This window comes from Streptomyces sp. NPDC087420, assembly GCF_044744165.1.
Classification (GTDB): domain Bacteria; phylum Actinomycetota; class Actinomycetes; order Streptomycetales; family Streptomycetaceae; genus Streptomyces.
Genome location: NZ_JBIUXU010000017.1, coordinates 86,872 through 100,531, shown reverse-complemented (window position 1 = coordinate 100,531; position 13,660 = coordinate 86,872). Strand labels below are relative to the sequence as shown.

14 protein-coding genes are annotated in these 13,660 nt (G+C 70.8%); 8 read left to right on the top strand and 6 right to left on the bottom strand.

Annotated features, from left to right (window positions below):
- Positions 1–35: 35 nt before the first annotated feature.
- Entirely contained in the window at positions 36–1,514 is a 1,479-nt protein-coding gene (locus ACIO1C_RS31450; RefSeq protein ID WP_401870103.1) for an FAD-dependent monooxygenase, read from the top strand.
- Between the two features lie 349 nt (positions 1,515–1,863).
- On the opposite strand, the gene ACIO1C_RS31445 is transcribed toward ACIO1C_RS31450, so the two are convergent.
- The 3 genes from ACIO1C_RS31445 to ACIO1C_RS31435 all read right to left on the bottom strand — a co-directional run bounded on the left by ACIO1C_RS31445 (position 1,864) and on the right by ACIO1C_RS31435 (position 4,256).
- Positions 1,864–2,679, bottom strand: a complete 816-nt coding sequence (locus tag ACIO1C_RS31445; RefSeq protein WP_401869907.1) for a ferritin-like domain-containing protein — start codon at positions 2,677–2,679, stop codon at positions 1,864–1,866.
- The gene (locus tag ACIO1C_RS31440) at positions 2,676–3,461 is read right to left on the bottom strand and encodes a ferritin-like domain-containing protein (protein ID WP_401869905.1); all 786 of its coding nucleotides are present in this window, start codon (positions 3,459–3,461) and stop codon (positions 2,676–2,678) included. Before ACIO1C_RS31440 ends, ACIO1C_RS31445 begins: the two co-directional genes overlap by 4 nt.
- 201 nt (positions 3,462–3,662) lie before the next feature.
- Positions 3,663–4,256: an NAD(P)H-dependent oxidoreductase gene (locus tag ACIO1C_RS31435; RefSeq protein WP_401869902.1), complete on the bottom strand. Its 594-nt coding sequence runs from the start codon at positions 4,254–4,256 to the stop codon at positions 3,663–3,665.
- Positions 4,257–4,458: 202 nt separating this feature from the next.
- Here ACIO1C_RS31435 and ACIO1C_RS31430 point away from each other — a divergent pair, with 202 nt between their 5' ends.
- From ACIO1C_RS31430 to ACIO1C_RS31405, 6 genes are all read left to right on the top strand, one after another.
- Complete coding sequence (locus ACIO1C_RS31430) at positions 4,459–4,950, top strand: nucleotidyltransferase domain-containing protein (protein ID WP_401870100.1); 492 nt, start codon at positions 4,459–4,461, stop codon at positions 4,948–4,950.
- 192 nt (positions 4,951–5,142) lie between these two features.
- Entirely contained in the window at positions 5,143–5,736 is a 594-nt protein-coding gene (locus ACIO1C_RS31425; protein WP_401869901.1) for a hypothetical protein, read from the top strand.
- A gap of 34 nt (positions 5,737–5,770) precedes the next feature.
- Complete coding sequence (locus tag ACIO1C_RS31420; RefSeq protein ID WP_401869899.1) at positions 5,771–6,115, top strand: hypothetical protein; 345 nt, start codon at positions 5,771–5,773, stop codon at positions 6,113–6,115.
- 119 nt (positions 6,116–6,234) lie between these two features.
- Positions 6,235–6,717 (top strand): helix-turn-helix domain-containing protein, encoded by a 483-nt coding sequence (locus tag ACIO1C_RS31415; RefSeq protein WP_401869896.1) that lies wholly within the window; start codon positions 6,235–6,237, stop codon positions 6,715–6,717.
- Positions 6,718–6,734: 17 nt separating this feature from the next.
- Positions 6,735–7,445: a hypothetical protein gene (locus tag ACIO1C_RS31410; RefSeq protein ID WP_401869894.1), complete on the top strand. Its 711-nt coding sequence runs from the start codon at positions 6,735–6,737 to the stop codon at positions 7,443–7,445.
- A 213-nt stretch (positions 7,446–7,658) separates the two neighbouring features.
- Positions 7,659–8,000, top strand: coding sequence for a DUF2516 family protein (locus ACIO1C_RS31405; RefSeq protein WP_401869892.1), 342 nt, complete (start codon positions 7,659–7,661; stop codon positions 7,998–8,000).
- A gap of 110 nt (positions 8,001–8,110) precedes the next feature.
- On the opposite strand, the gene ACIO1C_RS31400 is transcribed toward ACIO1C_RS31405, so the two are convergent.
- The 3 genes from ACIO1C_RS31400 to ACIO1C_RS31390 all read right to left on the bottom strand — a co-directional run bounded on the left by ACIO1C_RS31400 (position 8,111) and on the right by ACIO1C_RS31390 (position 12,018).
- Positions 8,111–9,445: a PP2C family protein-serine/threonine phosphatase gene (locus ACIO1C_RS31400; RefSeq protein ID WP_401869889.1), complete on the bottom strand. Its 1,335-nt coding sequence runs from the start codon at positions 9,443–9,445 to the stop codon at positions 8,111–8,113.
- A 276-nt stretch (positions 9,446–9,721) separates the two neighbouring features.
- Complete coding sequence (locus ACIO1C_RS31395) at positions 9,722–10,855, bottom strand: NlpC/P60 family protein (protein WP_401870097.1); 1,134 nt, start codon at positions 10,853–10,855, stop codon at positions 9,722–9,724.
- 263 nt (positions 10,856–11,118) lie between these two features.
- Positions 11,119–12,018, bottom strand: coding sequence for a class I SAM-dependent methyltransferase (locus ACIO1C_RS31390; RefSeq protein ID WP_401869887.1), 900 nt, complete (start codon positions 12,016–12,018; stop codon positions 11,119–11,121).
- A gap of 209 nt (positions 12,019–12,227) precedes the next feature.
- Between ACIO1C_RS31390 and mshA the strand changes: the two genes are divergently transcribed.
- Positions 12,228–13,571: a D-inositol-3-phosphate glycosyltransferase gene (gene mshA / locus ACIO1C_RS31385; RefSeq protein ID WP_401869885.1), complete on the top strand. Its 1,344-nt coding sequence runs from the start codon at positions 12,228–12,230 to the stop codon at positions 13,569–13,571.
- Positions 13,572–13,660 lie beyond the last annotated feature (89 nt).

Here is a 13,660-nt window from a genome sequence, read left to right as displayed (position 1 = left end):
ACACCACGACGTTGGGGGTTCTTGTGAGAGACGTGATGGTGGTCGGCGGCGGGCCGACCGGCCTGATGCTGGCCTGCGAGCTGCGGCTGGCCGGAGTGCGGGTGGTCGTGCTGGAGAAGTCGACCGAACCGACCGGGCAGTCGCGCGGGCGCGGCCTGCACACGCGCAGTGTCGAACTGCTGGACCAGCGAGGCCTGTTGGACCGGTTCCTCGCGGTGAGCGAGAAGTTCAGGGTCGGTGGCTTCTTCGGGGGCGTGCACAAGCCGTGGCCGGACGGCCTGGACACGGGGCACCCGTACGGCCTCGCCACCTCGCAGACGGACACCGTACGGCTGCTCACCGAGCGTGCTCTCGAACTGGGCGCCGAGATCCGGAGGGGCTGCGAAGTGGTCGGCCTGACCCAGCACGAAGACGGCCCCGGTCCGGCCCCCGGGCCCGCCGCCCCCGCCTCCGCCCGCGCCTCCGGCGTGACCGTCGAGCTGGCAGACGGTACGAAGCTCCGCTCGCGCTACCTCGTAGGCTGCGACGGCGGCCGCAGCACGGTCCGCGAACTCATCGGGGTCGGTTTCCCCGGCGAGCCCGCCACCGTCGAGACGCTGCTGGGTGACATGGAGGCGACGGAGGACCGGGAGACGATCGCCGCCGTGGTGGCGGAGGTCCGCAAGACCCAACCGCGCTTCGGTGCCCTCCCCGACGTGAACGGGAAGGCGGGCGTGTACCGCATCGTCGTACCTGCCGAAGGAGTCGCGGAGGACCGTACGACCGCGCCGACCCTGGACGAGTTCAAGCGGCGGCTGCGCACCACCGCGGGCACCGACTTCGGCGTGCGCGCCCCGCGTTGGCTGTCCCGCTTCGGCGACGCGACCCGGCAGGCCGAGCGCTACCGGGTCGGCCGGGTGCTGCTGGCCGGCGACGCGGCGCACATCCACCCGCCGACCGGCGGGCAGGGGCTCAACCTCGGGGTGCAGGACGCGTTCAATCTCGGCTGGAAGCTGGCCGCCGAGGTCAACGGCTGGGCCCCGGAAGGGCTGTTGGACAGCTATCACACCGAACGGCACCCGGTGGGCGCCGCCGTCCTGGACAACACCCGTGCGCAGATCACGCTGTTGGGCACCGATCCAGGGGCGACCGCGCTGCGGGAGCTGTTCGCGAAGCTGATGGACTTCGAGGAGGTGAACCGGTACATCACCGGGATGATCACCGCGGTCGACGTCCGTTACGACGTCGGAGAAGGCCACGAACTCCTGGGCCGCCGCCTGCGAGACGTGAGCCTGAAGCGGGCCGGCCGCCTCTACTCCCTGACGCACAACGCCCGAGGCCTGCTCCTCGACCAGACCGGCCGCCTCTCTGCGACGGGTTGGACGGACCGCGTCGACCACGTGGTGGACGTGAGCGACGAACTCGGCGTACCCGCGGTGCTCTTGCGCCCGGACGGCCACGTGGCGTGGGTCGGCGACGACCGGACGGACCTCCTCCACCACCTGCCGAAGTGGTTCGGCCCGCCCACCGCCTGAGCGGGACGGGGGTACGCGGTACGCGTCAAACGCACCAGGAGCCGCGATCGCCTTGCGGCCCGTAGTACAGCGGTCCGGCCGGGTCGGACACGGCCACGGACCAGACCTGGCCCGGCATGCCGATGCGCGACACGAGAGACATGCGTCGGCATGCTGCCGAACGCCGTCGGGGCCGTGGACAACGACCCAGGTCCGGTCGGTCTTCGCGGGTTCGTGACGCCGTGCTCGGCGCTCCGTACCGCTTCCGCGAAGACCGACCGACCGCGATGGGACCCGTACGGCCGACAGCCGTGAGCTCGCGGCCAGGCCCGCAGCCAGGCCTTCCGGCCCGGCCGTCCCCAGCCCGCCTCTAAACGGTCAACAGACTGGTCTTCGCCGCCTTGTTCACCGGCAGGAACGCGTCCGGCACCGGGTACTGCCCGAGAACGAAGTGCAGGATCGCCGCGTGCATCGCCTCGACGGGCGCGATGGTCGCGGCCGTCTCGATCGCGCCCTGGCTCTTCACGTTGAACGTCGCGAAGAGGTACGTCTCGGCGGCCTGGTCCTCCAGCTGGAGCGCGAGCGCCGCCACCTCGCCGACGTTCTTGGCCTTGCCCAGCGCGGCCGTGACCTGCGCCTGGTTCGAGAGGGGCACATTGGTGATGGCGGGCTTGCCCGCGTTGGTCAGCACGGCGTTCCACGCCTGGGCGTGGTCGGTGTGCTGGGCCATCGCTTTGGTGACGAAGCTCGCCACGGCGGGCGGCACGGTCCCGAGCTTGCCCGCCTTCGCCGCCGCGAGCGTGGCCTTGTAGGCCCCCACGGCCTGGTTCTCCAGCGCCACCGCCAGGGCCACGACCCGCAGGTCCCCGGTGTACGTCTCCGCCTTCGCGGCGACCGCCGGGGAGTCCAGGTCGGTCGGCGCGGACGACGAGGACGAGCCCTTGCCGCCGGAGCACGCCGCCAGGACAAACGCGGCGCCTACCCCGCCCGCGCCCAGCAGGAAGCTGCGCCGCCCCCGGTCGGCGGGCCCGTGCGCGTCCGCGGCCCTGACCTGCTCGGTGAGAGCGGCGGCACCCGCCCGCATCGCGGGCAGTGTCTCGTGATGGGCCTCGTCCATGTCCTTGGTCAGCCGGTCGAGCTGAGCCTCGCTGAGAGGCAGCTCCCAGCCGCGCTGTGTCGTACTCACTTGACGGCTCCTTCGGAGATCGGCGACGCGTTCGAGGTCGGGTAGAAGGTGTCGGGAATGCCGACGGTGCCGACGGCGGCGGGCAGCTTCGCCACGTCCGTCGGGATCGCGATCAGGCTGTCGTCGCCCGAGGCGAGCAGGGACTGCACGGCCAGCAGCGTCGCGCGGTGCTGCGCCTCGACCGGCGCCACGGAGGCGAAGAGCTGGCGCAGCTGGGCGCTGCTGACCTGGCCGACGTTCTTGGTGTACGTCTGCGCCGCCACGTCCTCCAGGGAGATGGCCAGCTTGACCACGTCGGCGGAGTTCTTGATCGTGGGAAGGGTCTGCTTCACCACGGCGGCGTACTTCGGGTCGGTACCCGTCTGCGCCTTGCCGCCGGCCTGGGTGGCGGCGGCGTTGAAGGCCTTGGCGTGCGCCTGGTGCTGCTGGGTGGTCTTGGCGATGAACGCCGCGATCGTCTTGTTGCCGTCCTTGATGAACGACAGCCCGGCGGCCGTCTGGTACACGCTCACCGCGAGGTTCTCGATCGACGCGGCGGTCTGGAGCGCCATGATGTCGTCCTTCGAGGTGGCCGCGGCCGCCCGGGCGGACCCGAGGAGGGTGGCCGCCCCGATCGCTCCCGCCAGTGCCCCGCCCCGCCGCCACCAGCGCGCCGGCGGCTCGGCCGCCCCGGCGAAGTCCGCCAGCGCACCGCGGGTCAGTTTCACTGCGTCACTGTTCAAGTCCTGCGACTGCTCGGTGAGTTGTTCGAGCAGCCGGGTGTCGACGCGTTCTGCGCCCATCACGCCCCATCTCGTCCCGGAGCCCACGCGGTCGCGGGCCCTTACACCGACACATTCGCGACGGGGACGGGGAAGGATTGCCGACATCACCGGCATGGCCCAGTGATTCACCCTTCAGGGGAGAATTATGGGCAATCGGAGCACAACGGATCCGGACGCCCCGCGATCACGCTTCAGACCACACGCTTCAGACCACACGCTTCAGACCAACAGGGCGGCGGCCTGCTGACGCGCCTGGCGCAGCCAGCCGGCGCGGGCTTCGCCGGACGAGTCGGTGACGGTACGGAAGACGACCCGGCGTACGTCGGCAACTCCCACGTACGGCAGAACGCACGCGGCCCAGATCTGTTGCAGCGGGTCCCCGAACTCACTCTCCTCCCGGTCGGCGGGAGTGTCGGACGTATTCAGCACAAGCGCCCTGCCGGCCCGGAGAAGCCCCGCGGGCTCCCCGTCGGCGGTACCGAGTTTGTACGCGACACCGGGTGCGAGAACCCGCTGCACCCAGCCCGCGAGAACGGCGGGCGGCATCCCCCACCAGTTCGGGTGGACGAACACCATGGCATCCACCGTGGCCACCTCCGCCCGGTGCAACGCCACCTGCGCGTCAGGGGCGCCCGCCACCGCCTGGACGGTCCCGGTCTCGTCGGCGGCCATCAGCGGCACAAATCCCTCAGCGCAGAGATCATGCGCGAACACCTCACACCCCCGCCCCCGCAACTCCCCGACCACCGCGTCGAACACGGCGTGGTTGAAGCTCCCCGCCCGCGGATGCGCGAGGTACACGGCTATACGCATATTGGCCCCCCTGTGCACGTGCGCGTTCGCCGCGCCGCTGGGCCGATCGTAATGGCACGACCGGCGCACAGGCCGCTGACCAGGTTGTTCAATGACAGACGTTCCGTCGTCGCGCAGAGCATCCGCACCGCCTCAAGAGGGACGTAGTGGGGGCTCAGGAGCGTGGGCAAGTCGAACGAGCCGCTCTAGCCTGTGTCGCGTGATGACGGCTGAAGATGTGTTGTCCGTCCTGGCTTTGCTGCGACGGGCCGAAGTGGATGTCTGGGTCGGCGGAGGATGGGGGATCGATGCCCTGATCGGTGAACAGACCCGAGACCACCGCGACTTGGATCTGATGCATCGACAGGACCAGGAGGCCGTGGTGATGTCCGCTCTCTCCGAGGCGGGTTTCGCCGAGACCCTGAACTGGAGGCCCATCCGCTTTGTTGTCACGGCTCCGGACGGCCGGGAGATCGACCTCCACCCTCTCGTCTTCGTCGATGACGGCTCGGCGGTGCAGGCGTCACCCGAACCGAAGCGTCCCTTCCTCTATCCCTCATCGTGCTTCGTGACCGGGACGGTCGAGGGCACGCCCGTCCCGTGCCTGTCCGCCGAGCAGCAGGTCTACTTCCATCAGGGATACGAGCCGACGGATCGCGATCGGCACGACATGACCCAACTCCGACGAGTCTTCGGGATCGCCACGCACTTCTGATCCACGCCCCCCCATACGGCGAATACGGCCAATACGGCCAATACGGCGCACGACCGGTCCTTCGCTCGTGGGCCTCCAGCCACCGCTCGGCCTCACGGCCCTTGGCGGCCCCGCAGATCTCGCAGCGATCTTCGACTCGACGTGGGCCGCCGCGCGGGAGATCCTCGATGCGAGTCGCACCGAGGAGACGAGTTGATCACGGAGTACCAGCAGAAGCTGCGCGAGCGCTACATCGCCGCCACCGTCATGCCGGCTCCGGAGCCGTGGCAGCCGGTACTGGACCGCAGGACGCCCATCGGGGGCCTCCTCGGTATCGGATTCGCCGTCCATCCCGACAGCGGCCACGACCTCGTCATGGTCGTGTCCGGCGACGGCCATGGACTCTTCGACGCGGTCACCGGCGAGAAGATCGCTCGCGACCGGGATCCCGACCCCGACACGAGCACTCCCGACGCCCACCCGGACCTCACCTGTCCCGGCCTCGGCCCGATCGCAGGCGCCCCGGTGCGCATCGCCGGGCTCTTCGGCGGCGGCCTGCACAGCACCACACCGGACGGCTGGACCCTGGACGTCGTCAGCCCCGAGTGGCCCCAGGACCGCGTCATCCTCTCCGCCCACGGCGGATTCCACAAAGGCCCGGCGGGAGCCACGTGGTGGCACATCTTCCACTCCACCCACTCAGAACTCCGCGCAGCCGGCTTCTCCCCCTCCGGCCTCACCCTGGCAGTCGCCACGAGCAGCGACCTCACCCTCTGGACCCGATCTGAGCTCCACTTTGACGACTGAGCGGACAGCAGGACACCACACGAGAGGAGGACAGATGGACCGGGTGGAACTCGCCGACATGCTGGATGACCAGACCACGGCCTGCGAACCCGCCAGAGCGGCGCTTCTCGACGGAGGCGACTTCGTCGTATGGGACGGCAGCGTTCCCAGTCAGGAGCTTGCTGGCATCTACGCGGCTCGTCTTCGACGTGCGAGGAAGCGAGGTACTGAGACTCTCGTCTTGCCGTCCACCGTCGACATCCTCACCCGGCTCGAAGCTGCTCAGGTCAGGGTCGGCTGCGTCTTCTCACCGGACCGGACGTGGGCCTTCATGCTCTTCCTCGCCGACGACGCCAGCGCGGTCCTCGCTTGCACTGGAGTCCGCCGAGCCGAGCGGTGACAGTTGTCCTGCTCAAGTGACAACTATCTTGCTCAGTCACAACGACTGCGAGGCACACGTGAACACTTTTGCAAGCGATGTGCTTGCAAAAGTTAGCATGGGTGGTGCAGCATGAAGGCATGGCATCGCTCAACGTCGGCAACCTTGGTGAGTACCTGCGCGAGCAGCGGCGCACGGCGCGGCTGTCGTTGCGGCAGCTTGCCGATGCCGCCGGGGTGTCCAATCCGTACCTCAGCCAGATCGAACGGGGTCTGCGCAAGCCCAGCGCGGACATCCTCCAGCAGCTCGCCAAGGCCCTGCGGATCTCCGCGGAGACGCTGTACGTGCAGGCCGGGATGTTGGACGAGCGGGAGCGGCAGGAGTTGGAGACGCGTGCCGTCCTCCTCGCCGATCCGTCCATAAACGAGCGGCAGAAGCAGGTGCTGCTCCAGATCTACGAGTCCTTCCGCAAGGAGAACGGATTCGAGTCGACGGTCGAGGCGGCGTTGGGGGCGAAGCTCGGGGCGGACGCGGAGAGTGTCGGCCTTGTTGTCGAGGACGCTGAGGATGCCGTCGAGGAAGGCACCGCCGACGGTGGTGCCGCCAAGCCACCCACCCCCTGATCCGGAGGATCACTGTCATGGCCATCGCCGATGACCTGCGCAAGACGTTCACCGACCCGACCCCCTTCTACTTCGCCGCCGGCACCGCCGACCTCGCCGTCGAGCAGGCCAAGAAGGTGCCCGGCCTGATCGAGCAGCTGCGGTCCGAGGCCCCGGCCCGGATCGACGCCGTGCGGAACACCGACCCCAAGGTCGTCCAGGACCGGGTCGCCGGACAGGCCAAGGAGGCCCAGGCCAGGGTCACCGAGGTGTTCGGGGCGTTCGACCCCGCCGACCTGAAGAAGCTCGGCGAGACCGCCCAGGACCTGGCGCTGCGCAGCGTGGGCGTGGCCGCCGAGTACGCCGTCCGGGCGCGTGAGACGTACGAGAAGGTCGCCGAGCGCGGCGAGCAGACCGTACGGGCCTGGCGTGGTGAGGCCGCGGAGGAGATCACCGAGATCGCCGTCGCCGTCGAGCCCGACACCGCGCCCAAGCCGGCCGCCAAGCCTGCTCCCGCCAAGCCCGGCCCCGCCAAGGCCGCCGACGCGAAGACCGCGCCCAAGGCGGAGGGGAAGAGCGAGAGCAAGGCGGCTCCCTCGAAGCCCGCCGCCAAGCCCGCCGCGGCCCGTAAGACATCCCCGCGCAGGACCACCCCCCGCAAGACCACCCCGCCGTCCGGCCCGTCCGGCACGTCCGGCCCGTCCGGCACGTCCGGTCCGTCCGGCACATCCGACACGTCCGGCAAGTGACCCCGGCGCCATGCGTCGTCGTCGCCCTGGGGCGATAGCCACAGCCACCGCCCTTGCCCACGCCGGTGAGGCGAGTGGTTCGAGTGGTCCGAGTGGTTACGGAGAGGGCGGGTCGGGCACCTCACCCGTGTCCGGCTCGTTCTCCCGGTACCTTGGCGTTACAGGGCGTCCCCGGCGCTTCACCACTCATCGGGTCATTAGGCGGTGCTCAGCGTGTTGATCTCAGGGTTCAACAATATTTTCGTGCTTCTCAGCCTCGCGATGCTCGTCTTCGCCGTCGTCGCGCTGATCTTCGCCGCGACGGCCCGGAAGGACGCCTACCCGGCGGCCGACAAGAAGACCAAGAGCTTCTGGGTGATCATCCTGGGTGTGGTGGTGGCCGTGGACTTCTTCCTGTCCAGCGTCCTCTTCCTCCAGATCGCCGGGCTCGTAGCGACGATCGTCTTCATGGTCGACGTACGGCCGGCCCTCCGCCAGGTCTCCGGCGGTGGCGGACGCCGCAGCGGCGGGTCGAGCAGTGATGGTCCTTATGGGCCCTACAACGGCGGTCGGTGAGGTCACGCCGAGAGCGGTTACTTCCTGAGACTTCTGAGACTTCTGAGGAGCTCCTGAGCTGAGACTCCTGAGCTGAGACTCCTGAGCTGAGAGTCCTGAGACCAGACCGGTCACTCGCCCCGGCCCAGCAGCAGCACCGCCACATCGTCCGTCAGCTCCCCGCCGTTCAGCTCCCGCGCCTCCGCCACCGCCGCCTCCAGCAGCTCGTCGCCCCGGAGCCCCGCCGCCAGCTGCCGGTTGATCATCTCGACCATGCCGTCCTGACCCAGCCGCTGCTTCTCGCCAGGGCCCACGCGCCCCTCGATCAGCCCGTCCGTGTACATCATCAGACTCCACGCCCCGCCCAGCTCGACCTGGAGCCGGGGCCAGCGGGCGCGCGGCAGCAGGCCAAGGGCCGGGCCGCCGTCCTCGTACGGGAGCAGCCGCGCCGCCGCGCCGGCCCGCTGGACCAGCGGTGACGGGTGTCCGGCCAGGCACAGCCCGGCCCGCCGGCCGTCCGGCGCTATGTCGACCGTGCAGAGCGTCGCGAAGATCTCCTCGCTCTCCCGCTCGTGCTCCAGCACCTGCTGGAGCGTCGAGAGCAGCCGGTCCCCGCTGAGCCCCGCCAGCGTCAGCGCCCGCCACGCGATCCGCAGCTCCACGCCCAGCGCCGCCTCGTCCGGGCCGTGCCCGCACACGTCGCCGATCATCGCGTGGACGGTGCCGTCCGGCGTACGGACCGTGTCGTAGAAGTCCCCGCCCAGCAGCGCCCGCGATCTGCCGGGCCGGTAGTGGGCCGCGAAGCGCAGGTCGGAGCCCTGGAGCAGGGGAGTGGGGAGCAGGCCGCGCTCCAGCCGGGCGTTCTCCTGGGCGCGCAGTCGCGACTCGGTCAGCTGGCGCTGCGCGATGTCGGCGCGCTTGCGTTCGACCGCGTACCGGATCGCCCGGCTCAGCAGCCGCCCGTCCAGCTCGTCGCGGAAGAGGAAGTCCTGCGCCCCGACCCGTACGGCCGCCGCCGCCCGCTCGCCGTCCCCCTCCGCCGCCAGCGCGAGGACGGCGTGGCGGGGAGCCAGCCGCAGGACGTGCTTGAGCGGGGCCAGGTCGTCGCTGTCGCCGGAGCCGGGCAGGGCGAGGTCCACCAGGATGCAGTGGATGTCGTCGGTGAGCAGCCGCTCGGCCTCGGTGAGGTTGCGGGCGGTACGGACCCGGACCCGGACACCCGCGTCCTCGGGATGCTCGGGGGCGGTGAAGGTACGGCGCGGGTCGTCCTCGATCACCAGCAGCACCAGATCTCCGCTCTTGGCGGTCTCGGTGGCCGGATACCGACGCTCCTCGGGGAGCGCTGAGGGAAGCGCCGTCGGGCTCGTCGCCGGAATCGTCGCCGGAATCGCCGCCGGTGTGGTGGCGGTCGCCGGGACGGCCGGCGAACTCGTGCGCTGCCTCGGTACGGGAGCGGGTACGGACATCGTTCTTGGTTTCCTTCCCTCCCCCCGAGGGCGGCGGAGGACGATCTGCGCTCCACCAGACGGGGACGATAGCGGTAGCCGGCACCGAAACGGAATGGTGTGCGAAGGAAGAGCCACCGTCATATGCCCCCGGCGGTAACACATCCGGCGGATTTCGGCATATCCGGTCATGACAAACATCACGTACGGGCGGGAGGTTCGGCCTCTCCGCCGTGGCTCGCGTCACATACAAGCCACATGGCCGCTTTCGCGGAAGCCGCCCTCGTGCGGGCCGTGCTACTTGTCCGGCCGTACGACCCCGAGGATCCGCATCGTGCCCGCCCCCGCCAGCGTCACATTCCGCCCCGGCCGCGGCGCGTGCACGATGGTGCCGTCGCCGACGTACATCGCCACATGGCTGGCGTCCTCGAAGTAGATGATCAGATCGCCGGGCCGCATGTCCGCGACCGGGACCCGGGGCAGCTGCCGCCACTGCTCCTGCGACGTGCGGGGGATGGTCCGCCCGGCCGCCGACCACGCCTCCGAGGTCAGCCCCGAGCAGTCGTACGAGGACGGCCCCTCGGCCCCCCACACGTACGGCTTTCCGATCTGCGCCGTCGCGAACGCGATCGCCTGCTTGCCCTGCGCGCTCGCACCGCGGTTGATGTCCTTGAGCGCCCCGGACCCGAGCCACGCCGACTGCGCCTTGAGGGCCGCGTCGTCCTGGAGCCTCGCCAGCCGCGCGAGGTCGTCCTTCTCCAGGCCGGCCTCTATCTTCTCGGCCGCGGCGATCTGCTTGGTGATCTCCTCCTTGGCCTTCTCCTTCTTGGCCCGGCTGACCTCCAGCTTCGCCCACTCCGTACCGGCGTCCTGCGCGTACGTCTTCAAGTCCTCCTGCGCCCGCGTCAGTTCGGCGATCAGGCGGTGCGTGGCGCGCTGGCTCTCCTGGAGCCGCCCCACGCCGTCCAGGAAGAGGCCGGGGTCGTCGGTGAGCACCAACTGCGCCTCGGGCGGCAGCCCGCCGCCCCGGTACTGCGCCCGCGCGGCGGCGCCCGCGGTCTTGTTCAGCTCGTCGATACGCGCCTGGCCCCGGACGAGGTCCTGCGTCAGCGTCGACACCTCCGCCGACAGCTTCTGGTACTGCTCGTCGGCGAGGTTGTACGCGTCGGTCGCGGACGCGGCCTTCTCGTAGAGGGCGTCCAGCTCGATCCGTATGTCGTCCAGCGACTTCTTGCCGGGGGCGCCGGGAGTGCCCGACTGCCCTGCGCCCGGGGGGAGTTCGACGGGCGGCGGCGGTACGGCGGACGGGGAGGACGAGGGACCGGGCGGGGCGGGAGCCGCGTACGCGCCGCTCATCGCCTGGGGCGACGCCAGAGCGGCGAGAGCGCAGACCAGCGTGATCGCGGCGGCGGCACTGCGACGTCGGCCCACGAACTCCCCCACATCATCGGCGTACAGCATCTGGGAACAGCATCGGCGAACAGCACGGGCGAACGGCATCCGCGAGATGTCGTCCGGCTGAACACCGAGCCGAACACCGAACTGACGCGCCCCTCGCTCAGCACTTCACGCACCGTCGGGAATCGTGCCACGCCCTCGGTCAAAGCGACAGGGGCGACGGGGCCGTTGACTCCTCACCGGACCCGTTGACTCCTCACCGGGCCTCACCGGGCCTCATCGGATCCAACCGGATGTCACCGGGCCTCACCGGGCGCCAGCGCCGCCCACTCCACCGTCACCTCGCCCTGTCGCCACCGCCGCGCGTCGGACCCCACCGGCCAGTCGGCCGACAGGTCCCGTACGGCCCTGACCCACCGCTGCCGCGCGCCGAACGAGGCGTACGGCGCCGCCGCCGCCCACGCCCGGTCGAAGTCCCGCAGGAACGCGTGGACCGGTTCGCCCGGCACATTGTGGTGGATCAGCGCCTTCGGCAGCCGCTCCGCCAGGTCGGAGGGCCGGCCCAGCGAGCCGAGCCGGGTCGCGAAAGTGACCGTACGCGGCCCCTCGGGCCCGAGCGCGACCCAGACGTGCCGCCGGCCGATCTCGTCGCACGTCCCCTCCACCAGCAGCCCGTCCGGCGCCAGGCGCGCGCACAGCCGCGCCCAGACCGCGGCGACCTCGCCCTCCTCGTACTGCCGCAGCACATTGGCGGCCCGGATGAGCACCGGCTGCCGGGTCGCGGGCCGCGGGGGCACGGGCCGCGGGGGCGCAAAGCACGTCTGCGGTGTCCCGACGCCTCGCAACGGCATCTCGAACCCCGGCAGCGGTATCTCGAAGCCGCCGTGCCGGAAGCGCAGCCCGTCCTCCTCGTACGGCAGCGCCGCCGCGACCCGCGCCGGGTCGATCTCGATCCCGACGACCTCGGTACGCGGCTCCGCCGCACGCAGCCGGCGCAGCAGCTCGACGGCCGTCCAGGGCGCCGCCCCGTACCCCAGGTCCACCACCACGGGATCGGCCGAGCGCCGCAGGGCCGGGCCGTGCACGGCGGCGATCCAGCGGTCCATGCGCCGCAGCCGGTTCTGGTGGGTGGTGCCGCGCGTGACCGTGCCCACAGGGCGGGGGACGGAGGAGGAAGGAGTCGAGCGCGCGGCCATGGAAAGGAGCGTAACGAAGGCCGGACGCGCCCCAGGGTTTGTCCCAGGGTTTGTCCCAGGGTTTGTCCCAGGGTTTGTCCCAGGGTTCAGTGATCCCCGGCAACGATTTGGCAAAGAGGGAAATGCAAGGACGTATTCCGCTGTTGTCCGGGGTCGGAGGGTGCCGCACGCCCTCTTTTTGCCGTGCTCCGAGCGAGAGGACCGTAGACGTGAGCCAGTCCGTCTCCCGCATCGCCGGCATGATGGCGTCCCCGCCCAGACTGCGCATTCCCGGTCAGTCGCGCAGGCCCCGGCGCATCGCCATGCTGAGCGTCCACACCTCCCCGCTGCACCAGCCGGGCACGGGCGACGCGGGTGGGATGAACGTCTACATCGTCGAGCTGGCGAAGCGCCTGGCCGCCCTCGACATCGAGGTGGAGATCTTCACGCGCGCCACGACCGGCGCCCTGCCGCCCGCCGTGGAGCTGGCGCCCGGTGTGCTCGTACGGCACGTGGACGCGGGCCCCTACGAGGGCCTGGCCAAGGAGGAACTGCCCGCGCAGCTCTGCGCCTTCACCCACGGCGTGATGCAGGCCTGGGCCGGCCAGCGCCCCGGCTACTACGACCTGGTCCACTCCCACTACTGGCTGTCAGGACACGTCGGCTGGCTCGCCTCGGAACGCTGGGGCGTCCCCCTCGTCCACGCCATGCACACCATGGCCAAGGTCAAGAACGCCGCGCTCGCGGAGGGCGACACACCCGAGCCCGCGGCCCGGGTCATCGGCGAGACGCAGATCGTGCGCGCCGCCGACCGGCTGATCGCCAACACGGCGGAGGAGGCCGACGACCTCGTCCGCTTCTACGACGCGGACCCCGCGAAGGCCGCCGTCGTGCACCCCGGCGTGAACCTCGACTGTTTCTCGCCCGCCGATGGCCGGGCCGCCGCCCGCGCGCGTCTCGGGCTGCCGCAGGACGCGTTCATCCCGCTCTTCGCCGGCCGGATCCAGCCGCTCAAGGCTCCTGACGTGCTGCTGCGCGCCGTCGCCGTCCTCTTGGACCAGGATCCCTCCCTCCGTACGCGACTGGTCGTGCCGGTCGTCGGCGGACCCAGCGGTACGGGCCTGGCCAAGCCGGAGGGCCTCCAGAAGCTCGCCGCGCGCCTCGGGATCGCCGATGTGGTGCGGTTCCGGCCGCCGGTCGGGCAGGAGCAGCTGGCGGACTGGTTCCGTGCGGCGTCCGTCCTGGTCATGCCCTCGTACAGTGAGTCCTTCGGCCTGGTCGCCATAGAGGCCCAGGCGGCGGGCACCCCCGTGGTGGCGGCGGCCGTGGGCGGTCTTCCGGTGGCGGTACGGGACGGGTCGACCGGCTTCCTCGTACCGGGGCACGATCCGGCGGCGTACGCGCGCGTGCTGCGCGACTTCCTGGACCACCCGCAGCTGGTGGACCGGATGGGCGCCGCGGCGACCCGGCACGCGCAGTGCTTCGGCTGGGACACGGCGGCATCGGCGACGGCGGAGGTGTATACGGCGGCGGTGGCGAGCCACCGGCGGCGGGGGCACGCGCATCACGGCTGAACCCCTTCCGGAGCCGCCCGCGACACCCCCGCCGACGCACCCGCCGACGCGTCCGACGCCACCCCCGCCAATGCGCCCGCTGACGTACA

What these genes read in the sequence shown, in the direction of transcription:
- ACIO1C_RS31420 (WP_401869899.1), top strand. Translation starts at nt 5,771, where the DNA reads ATGGACCGGGTGGAACTCGCCGACATGCTGGATGACCAGACCACGGCC.
- ACIO1C_RS31435 (WP_401869902.1), bottom strand. Translation starts at nt 4,256, where the DNA reads ATGCGTATAGCCGTGTACCTCGCGCATCCGCGGGCGGGGAGCTTCAAC.
- ACIO1C_RS31390 (WP_401869887.1), bottom strand. Translation starts at nt 12,018, where the DNA reads ATGGCCGCGCGCTCGACTCCTTCCTCCTCCGTCCCCCGCCCTGTGGGC.
- ACIO1C_RS31440 (WP_401869905.1), bottom strand. Translation starts at nt 3,461, where the DNA reads ATGGGCGCAGAACGCGTCGACACCCGGCTGCTCGAACAACTCACCGAG.
- ACIO1C_RS31430 (WP_401870100.1), top strand. Translation starts at nt 4,459, where the DNA reads ATGACGGCTGAAGATGTGTTGTCCGTCCTGGCTTTGCTGCGACGGGCC.
- ACIO1C_RS31410 (WP_401869894.1), top strand. Translation starts at nt 6,735, where the DNA reads ATGGCCATCGCCGATGACCTGCGCAAGACGTTCACCGACCCGACCCCC.
- ACIO1C_RS31450 (WP_401870103.1), top strand. Translation starts at nt 36, where the DNA reads ATGGTGGTCGGCGGCGGGCCGACCGGCCTGATGCTGGCCTGCGAGCTG.
- ACIO1C_RS31415 (WP_401869896.1), top strand. Translation starts at nt 6,235, where the DNA reads ATGGCATCGCTCAACGTCGGCAACCTTGGTGAGTACCTGCGCGAGCAG.
- ACIO1C_RS31400 (WP_401869889.1), bottom strand. Translation starts at nt 9,445, where the DNA reads ATGTCCGTACCCGCTCCCGTACCGAGGCAGCGCACGAGTTCGCCGGCC.